General features: G+C 40.0%; 9 protein-coding genes, 8 tRNA genes, 4 rRNA genes and 1 other annotated feature. All 21 genes read left to right on the top strand.

Translation table 11 applies throughout. The features are described from left to right. The first annotated feature begins 52 nt into the window (after window positions 1-52). The 21 genes from tilS to rrf (C7J89_RS00005) all read left to right on the top strand — a co-directional run bounded on the left by tilS (window position 53) and on the right by rrf (C7J89_RS00005) (window position 16,638). Complete coding sequence (gene tilS, locus C7J89_RS00105) at window positions 53-1,351, top strand: tRNA lysidine(34) synthetase TilS (RefSeq protein WP_061855536.1); 1,299 nt, start codon at window positions 53-55, stop codon at window positions 1,349-1,351. After that, window positions 1,344-1,883, top strand: coding sequence for a hypoxanthine phosphoribosyltransferase (gene hpt, locus C7J89_RS00100; protein WP_061855535.1), 540 nt, complete (start codon window positions 1,344-1,346; stop codon window positions 1,881-1,883). Before tilS ends, hpt begins: the two co-directional genes overlap by 8 nt. Before the next feature lie 253 nt (window positions 1,884-2,136). Next, window positions 2,137-4,239 carry an ATP-dependent zinc metalloprotease FtsH gene (gene ftsH / locus C7J89_RS00095; RefSeq protein WP_103294766.1) on the top strand — a complete coding sequence of 701 codons (2,103 nt, stop codon included), beginning with the start codon at window positions 2,137-2,139 and terminating at the stop codon, window positions 4,237-4,239. A gap of 202 nt (window positions 4,240-4,441) precedes the next feature. Then, window positions 4,442-5,317 carry an Hsp33 family molecular chaperone HslO gene (hslO, locus tag C7J89_RS00090; protein ID WP_061855533.1) on the top strand — a complete coding sequence of 292 codons (876 nt, stop codon included), beginning with the start codon at window positions 4,442-4,444 and terminating at the stop codon, window positions 5,315-5,317. Between the two features lie 143 nt (window positions 5,318-5,460). Continuing rightward, window positions 5,461-6,390 carry a cysteine synthase A gene (gene cysK / locus C7J89_RS00085; RefSeq protein ID WP_061855532.1) on the top strand — a complete coding sequence of 310 codons (930 nt, stop codon included), beginning with the start codon at window positions 5,461-5,463 and terminating at the stop codon, window positions 6,388-6,390. Window positions 6,391-6,579: 189 nt separating this feature from the next. Then, complete coding sequence (gene folP / locus C7J89_RS00080) at window positions 6,580-7,383, top strand: dihydropteroate synthase (protein ID WP_103294767.1); 804 nt, start codon at window positions 6,580-6,582, stop codon at window positions 7,381-7,383. Next, the gene (gene folB / locus C7J89_RS00075; protein ID WP_061855530.1) at window positions 7,361-7,726 is read left to right on the top strand and encodes a dihydroneopterin aldolase; all 366 of its coding nucleotides are present in this window, start codon (window positions 7,361-7,363) and stop codon (window positions 7,724-7,726) included. Before folP ends, folB begins: the two co-directional genes overlap by 23 nt. Further along, entirely contained in the window at window positions 7,726-8,205 is a 480-nt protein-coding gene (gene folK / locus C7J89_RS00070) for a 2-amino-4-hydroxy-6-hydroxymethyldihydropteridine diphosphokinase (RefSeq protein WP_103294768.1), read from the top strand. Before folB ends, folK begins: the two co-directional genes overlap by 1 nt. A 467-nt stretch (window positions 8,206-8,672) precedes the next feature. Next, a complete protein-coding gene (gene lysS / locus C7J89_RS00065) occupies window positions 8,673-10,160 on the top strand; it encodes a lysine--tRNA ligase (RefSeq protein WP_103294769.1) in 1,488 nt (495 codons plus the stop codon). A 406-nt stretch (window positions 10,161-10,566) separates the two neighbouring features. Next, window positions 10,567-10,681: ribosomal RNA gene (gene rrf, locus C7J89_RS00060) — 5S ribosomal RNA — on the top strand. 12 nt (window positions 10,682-10,693) lie between these two features. Next, window positions 10,694-10,769 (top strand) — tRNA-Val (locus C7J89_RS00055). Window positions 10,770-10,788: 19 nt separating this feature from the next. Next, a tRNA-Thr gene (locus tag C7J89_RS00050) sits at window positions 10,789-10,864 on the top strand. 6 nt (window positions 10,865-10,870) lie between these two features. Then, a tRNA-Lys gene (locus C7J89_RS00045) sits at window positions 10,871-10,943 on the top strand. 30 nt (window positions 10,944-10,973) lie between these two features. Continuing rightward, a tRNA-Gly gene (locus C7J89_RS00040) sits at window positions 10,974-11,048 on the top strand. A gap of 12 nt (window positions 11,049-11,060) precedes the next feature. After that, window positions 11,061-11,149, top strand: a tRNA-Leu gene (locus tag C7J89_RS00035). A gap of 15 nt (window positions 11,150-11,164) precedes the next feature. Next, window positions 11,165-11,241, top strand: a tRNA-Arg gene (locus tag C7J89_RS00030). 24 nt (window positions 11,242-11,265) lie between these two features. Next, window positions 11,266-11,339: transfer RNA gene (locus C7J89_RS00025), tRNA-Pro, on the top strand. Window positions 11,340-11,355: 16 nt separating this feature from the next. Continuing rightward, window positions 11,356-11,431, top strand: a tRNA-Ala gene (locus tag C7J89_RS00020). Window positions 11,432-11,574: 143 nt separating this feature from the next. Beyond that, window positions 11,575-13,126: ribosomal RNA gene (locus C7J89_RS00015) — 16S ribosomal RNA — on the top strand. A 401-nt stretch (window positions 13,127-13,527) separates the two neighbouring features. Beyond that, window positions 13,528-16,450: ribosomal RNA gene (locus C7J89_RS00010) — 23S ribosomal RNA — on the top strand. A gap of 73 nt (window positions 16,451-16,523) precedes the next feature. Then, window positions 16,524-16,638, top strand: a 5S ribosomal RNA gene (gene rrf, locus C7J89_RS00005). Together the 16S, 23S and 5S rRNA genes with 8 tRNA genes alongside form the textbook arrangement of a ribosomal RNA operon. A 242-nt stretch (window positions 16,639-16,880) precedes the next feature. Beyond that, window positions 16,881-17,795: a sequence feature (16S ribosomal RNA rRNA prediction is too short), on the top strand.

The raw sequence follows: 17,795 nt of genomic DNA, 5'->3' as shown, positions 1-17,795 counted from the left end.
TAATAAAAGTAATTGAATTTGTCGTGAAAGTTGTTGTGAGGAGGGATTAATATTGGAAGTTAATACAACTGAGTGGGATGACAATAGTCATGTCGTTTTAGCGGTATCAACAGGTGTCGATAGCATGGTATTACTACATTTATTAAATACTACTTTGAAAACCAGTTATAGAAAACTTACTTGTTTACACGTTAATCACGGATTACGACTTGCATCAAACGAAGAAGAACAGTTTATTCAACAATATTGCAGAGATTTAGATATTCCCTTACATACTAAAACGTTGAACCTAAACCATATAGTAGATAAAGGTAAAAGTATCGAAAATGAAGCGCGACATCTACGCTATGAGTGGTTTGATAAGCAAATGAAAATATTAAATGGCGATGTATTGATAACTGCGCATCATCAAGATGACCAAATAGAAACGATTTTCTATCGCATAATGACTGGTAAATCGACACGTAGTAGTTTAGGCATAGCTGATGTGAGTTGGAGAGAAGGCTACAAGATTGTACGTCCATTACTCAATGTATCAAAACAACATATTCAACAATATCAAAATCAACATCAGATACCATTTTATGAGGACGAAACAAATAACCAAAATGACTACGTCCGTAATGATATTCGTAATCGCATACTACCAGCAATTGAACAAAATGCTCAACTTAACTCGCAACAATTGTTAAAATTAAAGGCATGGCATGATGAACAACTACTACATCTACAAGCAAGGGCTCAAGCGTTTTTACAAACTAGCAGTAACGATGAGTTAACGGCACCGTTGTTTATTTCAAGGTCTGAATTCAATGCATTGGATCAAGCTTTACAAATAACCGTGCTCGACGTGGCTTTACAGAAATTGCACACTGAATTAGTATTTCCGGAAAAAACTTATAACGATTGGTTCCGTCAATTACGTGAAAACGTTAGCCAATCAATATTATATTCGTCGGAAAAATGGATAATTCATATTGCATATGATAAATTTATTATAATGGCAAATTATAGCCAGCAATTAAGAAATGTGACGATAACACAACCAGACATGTACCAATTTGGGCATTACAACATCGAGATAAATAAAGCAATGCCACAACATCAATTCCCATTAACTGTACGAACGCGAAAAGACGGCGATAAGTTTAAGCTAAATGGTGTAGAAGGTCATAAAAAGGTAAGTAGATTGTTGATTGATCATAAAGTTAGAGCTGATGAGCGCAATCAATTACCTGTCATTATCAATAATCAAAACGAAATTATTGCAGTTGGCACTTTATTTATAAAGGAAAGTTATAAACAAGCAATGAAGATAAAAAATATGGGAGATGAACTTGGAAATGCATGATGATTTGAAAGAAGTTTTACTTACAGAAGAGGATATACAATCAATTTGTAAAGATTTAGGGAAGCAACTTACAAAAGATTATCAAGATAAACCACTTGTTTGTATTGGTATCTTAAAAGGTTCAATTATGTTTATGACTGACTTAATTAAACGTATTGATACTCACTTATCAATCGATTTTATGGATGTATCAAGCTATCATGGTGGGACAGAATCTACTGGTGAAGTACAAATTTTAAAAGACTTGAGTTCATCAATTGAAGGTAAAGATGTATTGATTATTGAAGATATCCTTGAAACAGGAACAACATTAAAATCAATCACCGAGTTGTTAGAATCTCGTCGTGTTAAGTCATTAGAAATTGTGACGTTATTGGATAAACCAAATCGTCGTAAAGCGGATATCGAGGCAAAATATGTAGGTAAGAAGATACCTGATGAATTTGTAGTTGGATATGGTTTAGATTACAAAGAACTTTACCGTAACTTACCTTACATCGGTACTTTAAAACCAGAAATTTATTCAAATTAAAGCAAGTCAATTTAACCTTTAATGATGATGTTATATACTAGATATTCACCCCTTAGTAAAATTAACTTTAAGGGCATGAGATAATAAAAGTATTACATAGATTATGGGAATAATTTGTTTAAACATTAGAATTCAAAAAACTAAAGTAACAAGGGTTGTAAGCGCAACACTAAAGTTGAAATACTAGCCTTTAAATGTACTATTGTGTTACAATTTTTGTTAGTTTTATTATTGAAGTAGGAGGAAATGACGCATGCAGAAAGCCTTTCGCAATGTGCTAGTAATCGCAATCATTGGCGTTATAATTTTTGGTTTATTTTCATGGCTCAATGGAAATGGCAATATGCCGAAGAAGCTTACTTATAATCAATTTGTGAAACAACTTGATAAAGGTGAGTTAAAATCACTAAAAATACAACCAGAGCAAAATGTTTATATGGTGAGTGGTAAAACCGATAAAGGTGAAGATTATTCTTCAACTATTCTATATAACAACAATAAAGAATTAGAAAAAATTACAGATACAGCACAAAAACAACATGATTTAAAATTTACAGTTAAAGAAGAAGAAAAACAAAGCGTATTCGTAAGTATATTAACTACATTAATTCCAGTATTAATTATCGCGTTGTTGTTTATATTCTTCTTAAGCCAAGCACAAGGTGGCGGCGGTGGCGGTCGTATGATGAACTTTGGTAAATCCAAAGCTAAAATGTACGACAGTCAGAAAAAACGTGTACGCTTCTCTGATGTAGCTGGTGCAGATGAAGAGAAACAAGAACTTATCGAAATTGTGGACTTCTTAAAAGATAACAAGCAATTTAAACAAATGGGTTCACGTATTCCTAAAGGGGTGCTATTAGTAGGACCTCCAGGTACAGGTAAAACTTTATTAGCTCGTGCCGTAGCTGGTGAAGCAGGTACGCCTTTCTTCTCAATCAGTGGTTCAGACTTTGTTGAGATGTTTGTTGGTGTTGGTGCCAGCCGTGTACGTGACTTATTTGAAAATGCTAAGAAAAATGCGCCTTGTATCATTTTCATAGATGAAATTGATGCAGTTGGACGTCAACGTGGTGCAGGTGTTGGTGGCGGACACGATGAACGTGAACAAACGCTTAACCAATTACTAGTTGAAATGGATGGCTTTGGTGAAAATGAAGGTATCATTATGATTGCCGCAACTAACAGACCAGACATCCTTGACCCAGCATTATTACGTCCTGGACGTTTCGACAGACAAATACAAGTTGGTCGACCAGATGTTAAAGGCCGTGAAGCAATTCTGCATGTTCACGCTAGAAACAAACCTCTTGATGAAACAGTAGATTTAAAAGCAATTTCTCAAAGAACACCTGGCTTCTCTGGTGCAGATTTAGAAAACTTATTAAACGAAGCTTCATTAATTGCTGTACGTGAAGGTAAGAAAAAAATCGACATGCGTGATATTGAAGAAGCAACAGACCGCGTAATCGCTGGTCCAGCTAAAAAATCACGTGTTATTTCCGAAAAAGAAAGAAATATCGTTGCTCACCATGAAGCAGGACATACAATTATTGGTATGGTGTTAGACGAAGCCGAAGTCGTTCACAAGGTTACAATTGTGCCACGTGGACAAGCCGGTGGTTATGCGATGATGTTACCAAAACAAGATCGCTTCTTAATGACTGAACCAGAGTTACTAGATAAAATTTGTGGTCTGCTTGGTGGCCGTGTTTCTGAAGATATTAACTTTAATGAAGTATCAACAGGTGCATCAAATGACTTTGAACGTGCTACACAAATTGCACGTAAGATGGTTACTGAATACGGTATGAGTGAAAAACTTGGACCATTACAATTCTCTAGTGGTAGCGGTGGTCAAGTGTTCTTAGGTAAAGATATGCAAGGCGAAGCAGAATATTCTGGCCAAATTGCATATGAAATCGATAAAGAAGTTCAACGCATCGTGAAAGAACAATACGCACGTGCGAAAGAAATCTTATTAGAACACAAATCTCAATTAGAATTAATTGCGAAAACATTGCTTACTGAAGAAACATTGGTTGCTGAACAAATTAGATCATTATTCTACGATGGTGTATTACCAGAAGTTAATTACGATGATGCGAAAGTTGCTAATGAAGAAGATTCTGATTTCCAAGAAGGAAAATACGGTAAATCTTATGACGACATTCGTAAAGAACAACATGAATTAACAAACAAAGATAATCAAGATAATAATGATTCTAACAACAGTGAAGAGAACGGTAGCGAAGATCAAGACTCAAGTAGTGAACAAACTGGTCATGAACAAGCACCGAACATTGATAAACCAAGCAACCCAAGTGATCCTAACGATCCAAGCAATCGAAATTAATTTAAAAGTTACTCCTTTTCTGCTAAACAATGATTAGTAGAAAAGGAGTTTTTTAATTGTTATACGAAGAAATAATTTGGTGCAAACAAATAGATGGCAATTTTACTTATAAGCTATTACAATATATTGAATGTAAAATTAAAGTGATTGTACGAAACATTAAAACGAACAATAAACTTTCACAAAAAAGGAGAAATAAAGAATGACAAAAGATTATATTGTTAAAGCTCTAGCTTTTGATGGCCAAATTAGAGCTTATAGTGCATTGACAACTGAAACTGTGCAAGAAGCACAAACTAGACATTATACTTGGCCAACTGCGTCTGCCGCATTAGGTCGTACGATGACAGCGACAGTTATGATGGGGGCAATGTTAAAAGGTGACCAAAAATTAACTGTTACACTTGATGGCCAAGGCCCTGTAGGTAAAGTAATCGCTGATGCAGATGCTAAAGGGAACGTTAGAGGATACGTTACTAATCCACAAACACATTTCCCATTAAATGATATTGGTAAATTAGATGTTAGCAGAGCGGTCGGTACTAATGGTTCGCTAACAGTTGTAAAAGATGTAGGCATGAAAGATTACTTCTCAGGTTCAAGTCCGATTGTGTCTGGTGAAGTAGGTGACGATTTCACTTACTACTTCGCAAAAAGTGAACAAGTACCTTCTTCAGTTGGTTTAGGTGTATTAGTTAACCCTGACAACTCTATCAAAGCGTCTGGTGGTTTTATTATTCAAGTAATGCCAGGTGCAAAAGATGAAACAATTACAAAATTAGAAGACGCTATAAATAATATGACACCTGTTTCTAAACTTATCGACCAAGGTTTATCACCTGAAGAATTGTTATATGAAGTTTTAGGTGAATCTAATGTTCAAATTTTAGAAGAATTACCGACTCAATTCGAATGTAATTGTGGACATGATAAATTCTTAAATGCAATTAAAGGATTAGGTGAAGCTGAAATCAACAGTATGATTGAAGAAGACCATGGCGCAGAAGCTGAATGTCATTTCTGTCGCAGTAAATATGAATACAGTGAAGAAGAATTACAAGCACTTATTCAAAACTAAAATTCATTAAAAAATATTAAAATTAAATAATAATTTAGCTCTATAGTAAGTTAAAGTTGTATTTGCTGAAAAATCTGATAAAATAGAAATATATCCGAGAGAAAAAGTAAGTTTTAACTTTTATAAATAAAGGAGCGTTTCTTATGACAAACAATCGTTTTGAAAACATTGTAGACGTAATCGGCAATACACCTGTAGTTAAATTAAATCGAGTAGTAGATGAAGATGCAGCTGATGTCTATGTTAAACTTGAATACCAAAATCCAGGCGGCTCAGTAAAAGACCGTATCGCATTAGGTATGATTGAACAAGCTGAAAAAGACGGCAAAATTAAACCAGGTGACACTATTGTAGAACCAACAAGTGGTAACACTGGAATTGGTTTAGCATTCGTATGTGCAGCTAAAGGTTATAAAGCTGTATTCACTATGCCAGAAACAATGAGTCAAGAGCGTCGTAACTTATTAAAAGCTTATGGTGCAGAAGTTGTACTAACGCCTGGATCAGAAGCAATGAAAGGCGCTATTAAAAAAGCTAAAGAATTAAAAGAAGAACATGGTTACTTCGAACCTCAACAATTCGAAAACCCAGCTAACCCTCGTATCCACGAATTAACTACTGGTCCAGAATTAGTTAAACAATTCGAAGGTAAAACAATCGACGCATTCTTAGCTGGTGTAGGTACTGGCGGAACTTTAACTGGCGTTGGTAAAGTGCTTAAAGAAAAATATCCTGAAGTCCAATTAGTAGCTATTGAACCAGAAGATTCACCTGTATTAAGTGGTGGAGAACCTGGCCCTCACAAATTACAAGGTTTAGGCGCAGGCTTTGTACCTGACACATTAGACACAGAAGTTTATGACGACATTATTAAAGTTGGAAATGAAACTGCAATGGATATGTCTCGTAAAGTTGCTAAAGAAGAAGGTATTTTAGGCGGAATTTCTTCAGGTGCTGCGATTCACGCTGCAATTCAAAAAGCTAAAGAATTAGGTAAAGGTAAAACTGTAGTTACAGTATTACCAAGTAATGGTGAACGTTACTTATCAACACCATTATATTCTTTCGAGTAATTTTATAACTGATATAGATTTTAACCGGACACTTCTGATAAAGTGTTCGGTTTTTTAATTTTATAAATACTGTATGTAGCTGTGACATTATAAGTATTGCATACTGAAAAAAATGCTAAATCGCGTTATCATAAATATAATAATGTTTCATTTAGTTAGTAAATTTCTGTAAATGAAAGGAAGAGCACTGTGAGTCATACTAAAATCATGGGCATTTTAAATGTAACACCAGATTCTTTTTCGGACGGGGGGCAATTCAATCAAATAGAAGCAGCTATGCAACGTGTTGAAGAAATGATTGACGAAGGCGTAGATATCGTTGACGTTGGCGGTGTTTCGACGAGACCTGGTCACGAAGAAGTTTCTATAGATGAAGAAATAAATAGGGTTATTCCTGTTATCAAAGCATTGATGCGTTACGATGTTCAATTGTCAGTCGATACTTTTAGAAGTGAAGTAGCCGAAGCAGCTATACAAGCAGGCGCTACAATGATTAACGATCAATGGGCAGGTTTATACGATGGTAAAATGATAGATATTGCAGCAAAATATGAATGTGAAATTGTTTTAATGCATAATGGTGATGGTAAAAGAGATGAACCCGTCATGGATGAGATGTTGGTATATTTATTAAAACAAGCCAATAAAGCCGAAATGGCAGGTATACCAAAACATAAAATATGGATAGATCCAGGTATTGGATTTGCTAAAACACGCCAAGAAGAACAAGAAGTAATGGCTAGGTTAGACGAATTAGTAGCGACAGAATATCCAGTGTTATTGGCTACAAGTAGAAAGCGTTTCGTTAAAGAAATGATCGGGCAAGATACTGCGCCAACTGAGCGAGACGAAGCAACAGCAGCTACAACTGCATATGGTATAATGAAAGGCGTTAGTGGCGTGAGAGTTCACAATGTAGGACTAAATGTACGTATTGGTCAAAGTATGGATTTTTTAAAGGAGAATGAAGATGAGCGACACAATTTTTCTTAATGGTTTACAGTTTTACGGATATCATGGTGCATTACCTGAAGAAAATAAAATAGGTCAAATCTTTATTGTAGATATTACGTTGAATGTAGATTTAACAGAGGCAGGTAAATCTGACGATGTATTAGATACTGTACATTATGGCGAAGTCTTTGAAGATGTTAAAGCTATTATGGAAGGTTCACCAGTAAACTTGGTGGAGCATCTAGCTGAACGTATTGCAAAACGTATAAATTCACACTATAATCGTGTAATGGAAACTAAAGTGAGAATAACTAAAAAAAATCCTCCAATACAAGGTCATTATGACGGTGTAGGTGTAGAAATCGTGAGGAGCAATCATTGATGAAAACGGCATATTTAGGTTTGGGTAGCAATGTAGGAGAAAGACTAGAACAATTAGAATCTGCTATAAAGATTTTGGATAACGTTGAAGGTGTGCAAGTTTCACAAATTTCATCAGTTTATGAAACTGAACCAGTAGGTTACGTTGATCAGCCAAACTTTTTAAATTTATGTGTTGAAGTGAAGACAGAACTGACACCACAACAATTGTTACAACGATGCTTTTATACTGAACAACAATTACATCGTGTTAGAGATATTCGTTGGGGACCAAGAACGTTAGACGTAGATATTTTGTTGTATGAGGATGAAATTATCGAAGAAGAGAATTTAATAGTACCTCACCCAAGAATGAGGGAAAGAGCATTTGTCTTAACACCGTTAAACGATATAGCAGCAGATGTCGTGGAACCCCGCACTCAATTAAGTATTAGTGAGCTAGTTATACCTGATGATACAGTGAAAAAGTATAAGGAATAAGAAACTAATATATAATGCTTGGAATCTGAGTTATGAATATAAATATTAACTTAGTTCTTACTTCGATAACTGGTGTTAGTGATTTTCTCGTTCAGGTATATCATAAAGTAATTCGATGTAAGTATAATGTGAAGACTAAATAAAGCAATTCTATCTAATAATATGAAGTACAATTCACTATTTAGAGATTAGAAATATCATTATTCAAACAACAATACAAAATAAAAAAGAAATTACTTTATTACATTGACATCGTCTAGTAGAATTAAATAGTGAAAAGTTGGCGCTATGGAAATAAGTAAGCATGATTTAAGATATCTAAATGATGTTCATAGTAACGGTGCGGTAAAAAATTAGCCAAGCTAAACCGAAGCAGAACAAACAACTGATAGTTATATTACAAGAATTCCAAGCTAAAAATGTCTAATGACAAAGCAGAACAACAAGCATAAAAGGAGAGAAAGTTAATGTCAGAAGAAATGAATGACCAAATGCAGGTCCGCCGTCAAAAAATGCAAGAACTATATGATTTGGGTATCGATCCTTTTGGGAAACGATTTGATCGCTCAGCTACAGCTGAAGGTCTACATGAAGAGTGGGACCACTTATCTAAAGAAGAATTACATGAAAAAGAAGATGAAAGTAGCGTAGTGATTGCTGGACGTCTTATGACTAAAAGAGGTAAAGGTAAAGCTGGTTTCGCCCATGTACAAGACTTATCTGGTCAAATTCAAATATATGTGAGAAAAGATCAAATTGGAGAAGAGCAATTTGATTTATGGAAAGGCACTGACCTAGGCGACATAGTTGGTGTTGAAGGCGTGATGTTCAAAACGAATACTGGTGAATTATCAGTAAAAGCTAAATCTTTCACTTTATTAACAAAAGCGTTAAGACCGTTACCAGATAAATTCCATGGTTTACAAGATATTGAGCAACGTTACCGCCAGCGTTATTTAGATTTAATTACAAACCAAGATAGTACACAAACATTTATTAATCGTAGTAAAATCTTGCAAGAAATGCGTAACTATTTAAATAAAAAAGGATTCCTAGAAGTAGAAACACCAATGATGCATCAAATTGCTGGTGGTGCGGCAGCTAGACCTTTCGTTACACATCACAATGCCCTAGATGCTACATTATATATGCGTATTGCTATTGAACTACACTTAAAACGTCTAATTGTAGGTGGACTTGAAAAAGTATACGAAATTGGCCGTGTATTTAGAAACGAAGGTGTTTCTACTAGACACAACCCTGAATTCACTATGATTGAACTATATGAAGCGTATGCTGACTATGTAGATATTATGGACTTAACAGAGTCTATGATTAGAGAGATTGCTCAAAATGTATTAGGTACTGCGAAAGTACAATACGGAGAAGAAACTATAGATTTAGAGTCAAATTGGAAACGAGTACACATGGTTGATGCTGTAAAAGAGGTTACTGGCGTTAACTTCTTTGAAGTAGAAACTACAGAAGAAGCTAAAAACTTAGCTAAAGAACACGGTATTGAAATTACTAGTACTATGAAATATGGTCATATATTAAATGAATTCTTTGAACAAAAAGTAGAAGAAACATTAATTCAACCTACATTTATTTACGGACACCCAATTGAAATATCACCATTAGCTAAGAAAAATCCAGAAGATCCAAGATTTACGGATCGTTTTGAATTATTTATAGTAGGTAGAGAACATGGTAATGCATTTACTGAACTTAATGATCCAATTGATCAAAGAGAAAGATTTGAAGCTCAATTAGTAGAAAAAGCAGAAGGTAACGATGAAGCGCATGAAATGGACGAAGATTTCATCGAAGCGTTAGAATATGGTATGCCTCCAACAGGTGGACTAGGAATTGGTATAGATCGACTTGTAATGCTATTAACAAACTCAGCTTCAATTAGAGACGTATTATTATTCCCTTATATGAGACAAAAATAATATTTAAATATAGCAGTTCTTCCTGAATTTAGTGGAGGGACTGCTTTTTATTATATATATGAATGATTAAACATGTAAAAATAAGCCTTTAAAGTTACTTTGTTCGCATAATTACACATAAAAGATAAAATTTAAGGGCAAAAAGGAATAGAAATATATGCGAATATGTGATAGACTTATTCAAGTCGAGAAAAGTTATAGATGTTATTGATTTGTAACAAAAAATACTTTGATAAAAGTGTTGACAAAGATTACGAAATCAAGTATCATAATAAAGTCGCAAAAAACAAACGATTAAATGTTTGAACTTACATTACATACATATTAAAAAGTTATTTCAAAGTGTAAAATTGACTATTGAAATCAATAAATAAAGCGTGTATCATTAATAAAGTAAGTTAATTTGTCTGGTGACAATGGCAAGGAGGTCACACCTGTTCCCATGCCGAACACAGAAGTTAAGCTCCTTAGCGCCGATGGTAGTCGGATTTACATCCCGCTAGAGTAGGACGTTGCCAGGCAATAAACAAATCGGAGAATTAGCTCAGCTGGGAGAGCATCTGCCTTACAAGCAGAGGGTCGGCGGTTCGAACCCGTCATTCTCCACCATTTCTCAATTAGATATTGTGCCGGCCTAGCTCAACTGGTAGAGCAACTGACTTGTAATCAGTAGGTTGGGGGTTCAAGTCCTCTGGCCGGCACCATCTCATGAGCCATTAGCTCAGTTGGTAGAGCATCTGACTTTTAATCAGAGGGTCAGAGGTTCGAATCCTCTATGGCTCATCCAGATTTATTATTTTTGTTTTTGGATATGCAGAAGTAGTTCAGCGGTAGAATACAACCTTGCCAAGGTTGGGGTCGCGGGTTCGAATCCCGTCTTCTGCTCCATTATTTTTTTGTGCCGGGGTGGCGGAACTGGCAGACGCACAGGACTTAAAATCCTGCGGTAAGTAATTACCGTACCGGTTCGATTCCGGTCCTCGGCACCATCTTATTTTAAATATGCGCCCGTAGCTCAACTGGATAGAGCGTTTGACTACGGATCAAGAGGTTATGGGTTCGACTCCTATCGGGCGCGCCATTTTATAAGAACTTCAATTAAATACGGGAAGTAGCTCAGCTTGGTAGAGCACTTGGTTTGGGACCAAGGGGTCGCAGGTTCGAATCCTGTCTTCCCGACTCTTGTTTACTTAATGGGGGCTTAGCTCAGATGGGAGAGCGCCTGCTTTGCACGCAGGAGGTCAGCGGTTCGATCCCGCTAGTCTCCACCATGATATGATTAAACAAATGAACATTGAAAACTGAATTGCAATATGTCAACGTTAATTCCAAACACAACGATATAATCGTTGGTTTAAACGTGTTAGAGATAACACACAATTAGTATTTATGAGCTAATCAAACATCATAATTTTTTATGGAGAGTTTGATCCTGGCTCAGGATGAACGCTGGCGGCGTGCCTAATACATGCAAGTCGAGCGAACAGATAAGGAGCTTGCTCCTTTGACGTTAGCGGCGGACGGGTGAGTAACACGTGGGTAACCTACCTATAAGACTGGAATAACTTCGGGAAACCGAAGCTAATGCCGGATAACATGTAGAACCGCATGGTTCTACAGTGAAAGATGGCTTTGCTATCACTTATAGATGGACCCGCGCCGTATTAGCTAGTTGGTAAGGTAACGGCTTACCAAGGCAACGATACGTAGCCGACCTGAGAGGGTGATCGGCCACACTGGAACTGAGACACGGTCCAGACTCCTACGGGAGGCAGCAGTAGGGAATCTTCCGCAATGGGCGAAAGCCTGACGGAGCAACGCCGCGTGAGTGATGAAGGTCTTCGGATCGTAAAGCTCTGTTATTAGGGAAGAACAAGTGCGTAAGTAACTGTGCGCACCTTGACGGTACCTAATCAGAAAGCCACGGCTAACTACGTGCCAGCAGCCGCGGTAATACGTAGGTGGCAAGCGTTATCCGGAATTATTGGGCGTAAAGCGCGCGTAGGCGGTTTCTTAAGTCTGATGTGAAAGCCCACGGCTCAACCGTGGAGGGTCATTGGAAACTGGGAGACTTGAGTGCAGAAGAGGAAAGTGGAATTCCATGTGTAGCGGTGAAATGCGCAGAGATATGGAGGAACACCAGTGGCGAAGGCGACTTTCTGGTCTGTAACTGACGCTGATGTGCGAAAGCGTGGGGATCAAACAGGATTAGATACCCTGGTAGTCCACGCCGTAAACGATGAGTGCTAAGTGTTAGGGGGTTTCCGCCCCTTAGTGCTGCAGCTAACGCATTAAGCACTCCGCCTGGGGAGTACGACCGCAAGGTTGAAACTCAAAGGAATTGACGGGGACCCGCACAAGCGGTGGAGCATGTGGTTTAATTCGAAGCAACGCGAAGAACCTTACCAAATCTTGACATCCTTTGACCACTCTGGAGACAGAGCTTTCCCCTTCGGGGGACAAAGTGACAGGTGGTGCATGGTTGTCGTCAGCTCGTGTCGTGAGATGTTGGGTTAAGTCCCGCAACGAGCGCAACCCTTAAGCTTAGTTGCCATCATTAAGTTGGGCACTCTAAGTTGACTGCCGGTGACAAACCGGAGGAAGGTGGGGATGACGTCAAATCATCATGCCCCTTATGATTTGGGCTACACACGTGCTACAATGGACAATACAAAGGGCAGCTAAACCGCGAGGTCATGCAAATCCCATAAAGTTGTTCTCAGTTCGGATTGTAGTCTGCAACTCGACTACATGAAGCTGGAATCGCTAGTAATCGTAGATCAGCATGCTACGGTGAATACGTTCCCGGGTCTTGTACACACCGCCCGTCACACCACGAGAGTTTGTAACACCCGAAGCCGGTGGAGTAACCATTATGGAGCTAGCCGTCGAAGGTGGGACAAATGATTGGGGTGAAGTCGTAACAAGGTAGCCGTATCGGAAGGTGCGGCTGGATCACCTCCTTTCTAAGGATATATTCGGAACATCTTCTACGAAGATGAAACGGAATAACGTAGACATATTGTATTCAGTTTTGAATGCTCATAGAGTATTCAAAGATTGTACATTGAAAACTAGATAAGTAAGTAAAATATAGATTTTACCAAGCAAAACCGAGTGAATTAGAGTTTTTAAAAGCTTGAATTCAAACTAAAATAATCGCTAGTGTTCGAAAGAACACTCACAGATTAATAACATTTTGGGTTTTGAGTTAGACGTTATGTTTGACTTCGATAGATGTTTTCAAAAGAAAACGTTTGTCAGTCAATGCGTTGCGAGGATGATTTAAGGCGTTTACTTCTGTAAACAACTGACAATCAGACGAAGCAACAAAGCAGAATGCGAGCGTTTGACTTGAAAACAAAAAGATTAAGTTATTAAGGGCGCACGGTGGATGCCTTGGCACTAGAAGCCGAAGAAGGACGTTACTAACGACGATATGCTTTGGGGAGCTGTAAGTAAGCTTTGATCCAGAGATTTCCGAATGGGGAAACCCAACACGAGTCATGTCGTGTTATCAACATGTGAATACATAGCATGTTAGAAGGCATACCCGGAGAACTGAAACATCTTAGTACCCGGAGGAAGAGAAAGAAAAATCGATTCCCTGAGTAGCGGCGAGCGAAACGGGAACAGCCCAAACCAACAAGCTTGCTTGTTGGGGTTGTAGGACACTCTATACGGAGTTACAAAAGTTATTGTTAGACGAAGTATCTGGAAAGATACATCAAAGAAGGTAATAATCCTGTAGTCGAAAACGATAACCCTCTTGAGTGGATCCTGAGTACGACGGAGCACGTGAAATTCCGTCGGAATCTGGGAGGACCATCTCCCAAGGCTAAATACTCTCTAGTGACCGATAGTGAACCAGTACCGTGAGGGAAAGGTGAAAAGTACCCCGGAAGGGGAGTGAAAGAGAACTTGAAACCGTGTGCTTACAAGTAGTCAGAGCCCGTTAATGGGTGATGGCGTGCCTTTTGTAGAATGAACCGGCGAGTTACGATTTGATGCAAGGTTAAGCAGGAAATGTGGAGCCGTAGCGAAAGCGAGTCTGAATAGGGCGTTGAGTATTTGGTCGTAGACCCGAAACCAGGTGATCTACCCATGACCAGGTTGAAGTTCAGGTAACACTGAATGGAGGACCGAACCGACTTACGTTGAAAAGTGAGCGGATGAGTTGTGGGTAGCGGAGAAATTCCAATCGAACCTGGAGATAGCTGGTTCTCTCCGAAATAGCTTTAGGGCTAGCCTCAAGTGATGATTATTGGAGGTAGAGCACTGTTTGGACGAGGGGCCCTTCTCGGGTTACCGAATTCAGACAAACTCCGAATGCCAATCAATTTAACTTGGGAGTCAGAACATGGGTGATAAGGTCCGTGTTCGAAAGGGAAACAGCCCAGACCACCAGCTAAGGTCCCAAAATATATGTTAAGTGGAAAAGGATGTGGCGTTGCCCAGACAACTAGGATGTTGGCTTAGAAGCAGCCATCATTTAAAGAGTGCGTAATAGCTCACTAGTCGAGTGACACTGCGCCGAAAATGTACCGGGGCTAAACATATTACCGAAGCTGTGGATTGTCCGTAGGACAATGGTAGGAGAGCGTTCTAAGGGCGTTGAAGCATGATCGCAAGGACATGTGGAGCGCTTAGAAGTGAGAATGCCGGTGTGAGTAGCGAAAGACGGGTGAGAATCCCGTCCACCGATTGACTAAGGTTTCCAGAGGAAGGCTCGTCCGCTCTGGGTTAGTCGGGACCTAAGCTGAGGCCGATAGGCGTAGGCGATGGATAACAGGTTGATATTCCTGTACCACCTAAATTCGTTTTAAGCGATGGGGGGACGCAGTAGGATAGGCGAAGCGTGCTGTTGGAGTGCACGTCCAAGCAGTAAGACTGAGTGTTAGGCAAATCCGGCACTCATAAGGTCAAGCTGTGATGGGGAGAGGAAATTGTTTCCTCGAGTCGTTGATTTCACACTGCCAAGAAAAGCCTCTAGCTAGAATATTAGGTGCCCGTACCGCAAACCGACACAGGTAGTCAAGATGAGAATTCTAAGGTGAGCGAGCGAACTCTCGTTAAGGAACTCGGCAAAATGACCCCGTAACTTCGGGAGAAGGGGTGCTCTCTAGGGTTAACGCCCGGGAGAGCCGCAGTGAATAGGCCCAAGCGACTGTTTATCAAAAACACAGGTCTCTGCTAAACCGTAAGGTGATGTATAGGGGCTGACGCCTGCCCGGTGCTGGAAGGTTAAGAGGAGTGGTTAGCTTCTGCGAAGCTACGAATCGAAGCCCCAGTAAACGGCGGCCGTAACTATAACGGTCCTAAGGTAGCGAAATTCCTTGTCGGGTAAGTTCCGACCCGCACGAAAGGCGTAACGATTTGGGCACTGTCTCAACGAGAGACTCGGTGAAATCATAGTACCTGTGAAGATGCAGGTTACCCGCGACAGGACGGAAAGACCCCGTGGAGCTTTACTGCAGTCTGATATTGAAATTCGGCACAGTTTGTACAGGATAGGTAGGAGCCTTAGAAGCGTGAACGCTAGTTTACGTGGAGGCGTTGGTGGGATACTACCCTCGCTGTGTTGGATTTCTAACCCGCACCATTGATCATGGTGGGAGACAGTGTCAGATGGGCAGTTTGACTGGGGCGGTCGCCTCCTAAAGAGTAACGGAGGCGCTCAAAGGTTCCCTCAGAATGGTTGGAAATCATTCACAGAGTGTAAAGGCATAAGGGAGCTTGACTGCGAGACTTACAAGTCGAGCAGGGTCGAAAGACGGACTTAGTGATCCGGTGGTTCCGCATGGAAGGGCCATCGCTCAACGGATAAAAGCTACCCCGGGGATAACAGGCTTATCTCCCCCAAGAGTTCACATCGACGGGGAGGTTTGGCACCTCGATGTCGGCTCATCGCATCCTGGGGCTGTAGTCGGTCCCAAGGGTTGGGCTGTTCGCCCATTAAAGCGGTACGCGAGCTGGGTTCAGAACGTCGTGAGACAGTTCGGTCCCTATCCGTCGTGGGCGTAGGAAATTTGAGAGGAGCTGTCCTTAGTACGAGAGGACCGGGATGGACATACCTCTGGTGTACCAGTTGTCGTGCCAACGGCATCGCTGGGTAGCTATGTATGGACGGGATAAGTGCTGAAAGCATCTAAGCATGAAGCCCCCCTCAAGATGAGATTTCCCAACTTCGGTTATAAGATCCCTCAAAGATGATGAGGTTAATAGGTTCGAGGTGGAAGCATGGCGACATGTGGAGCTGACGAATACTAATCGATCGAAGACTTAATCAATTTAAATGTTTTGATTGGTAAAATGATATTTACTTACTATCTAGTTTTGAATGTATAACTTTATACATCATTGTCTGGTGACAATGGCAAGGAGGTCACACCTGTTCCCATGCCGAACACAGAAGTTAAGCTCCTTAGCGCCGATGGTAGTCGGACTTACATCCCGCTAGAGTAGGACGTTGCCAGGCAATTCCATTTTTAAGACCGTAAGGTCATTTTTTTATGGAAGTTTCATCAAAAAGAAAAAAAGTTATTGACTTTGAAAGTTATTGTCTGTATAATTAATTCTTGTTGATTAAACAAATGAACATTGAAAACTGAATTGCAATATGTCAACGTTAATTCCAAACGCAACGATATAATCGTTGGTTTAAACGTGTTAGAGATAACACACAATTAGTATTTATGAGCTAATCAAACATCATAATTTTTTATGGAGAGTTTGATCCTGGCTCAGGATGAACGCTGGCGGCGTGCCTAATACATGCAAGTCGAGCGAACAGATAAGGAGCTTGCTCCTTTGACGTTAGCGGCGGACGGGTGAGTAACACGTGGGTAACCTACCTATAAGACTGGAATAACTTCGGGAAACCGAAGCTAATGCCGGATAACATGTAGAACCGCATGGTTCTACAGTGAAAGATGGCTTTGCTATCACTTATAGATGGACCCGCGCCGTATTAGCTAGTTGGTAAGGTAACGGCTTACCAAGGCAACGATACGTAGCCGACCTGAGAGGGTGATCGGCCACACTGGAACTGAGACACGGTCCAGACTCCTACGGGAGGCAGCAGTAGGGAATCTTCCGCAATGGGCGAAAGCCTGACGGAGCAACGCCGCGTGAGTGATGAAGGTCTTCGGATCGTAAAGCTCTGTTATTAGGGAAGAACAAGTGCGTAAGTAACTGTGCGCACCTTGACGGTACCTAATCAGAAAGCCACGGCTAACTACGTGCCAGCAGCCGCGGTAATACGTAGGTGGCAAGCGTTATCCGGAATTATTGGGCGTAAAGCGCGCGTAGGCGGTTTCTTAAGTCTGATGTGAAAGCCCACGGCTCAACCGTGGAGGGTCATTGGAAACTGGGAGACTTGAGTGCAGAAGAGGAAAGTGGAATTCCATGTGTAGCGGTGAAATGCGCAGAGATATGGAGGAACACCAGTGGCGAAGGCGACTTTCTGGTCTGTAACTGACGCTGATGTGCGAAAGCGTGGGGATCAAACAGGATTAGATACCCTGGTAGTCCACGCCGTAAACGATGAGTGCTAAGTGTTAGGGGGTTTCCGCCCCTTAGTGCTGCAGCTAACGCATTAAGCACTCCGCCTGGGGAGTACGACCGCAAGGTTGA

It is taken from the genome of Staphylococcus kloosii (assembly GCF_003019255.1).
Lineage (GTDB): Bacteria > Bacillota > Bacilli > Staphylococcales > Staphylococcaceae > Staphylococcus > Staphylococcus kloosii.
This window is presented reverse-complemented; position numbering and strand designations above follow the sequence as displayed.

Coding starts and splice junctions, on each gene's coding strand:
- hpt (WP_061855535.1), top strand. CDS start 1,344: ATGCATGATGATTTGAAAGAAGTTTTACTTACAGAAGAGGATATACAA.
- ftsH (WP_103294766.1), top strand. CDS start 2,137: ATGCAGAAAGCCTTTCGCAATGTGCTAGTAATCGCAATCATTGGCGTT.
- hslO (WP_061855533.1), top strand. CDS start 4,442: ATGACAAAAGATTATATTGTTAAAGCTCTAGCTTTTGATGGCCAAATT.
- cysK (WP_061855532.1), top strand. CDS start 5,461: ATGACAAACAATCGTTTTGAAAACATTGTAGACGTAATCGGCAATACA.
- folB (WP_061855530.1), top strand. CDS start 7,361: ATGAGCGACACAATTTTTCTTAATGGTTTACAGTTTTACGGATATCAT.
- folK (WP_103294768.1), top strand. CDS start 7,726: ATGAAAACGGCATATTTAGGTTTGGGTAGCAATGTAGGAGAAAGACTA.
- lysS (WP_103294769.1), top strand. CDS start 8,673: ATGTCAGAAGAAATGAATGACCAAATGCAGGTCCGCCGTCAAAAAATG.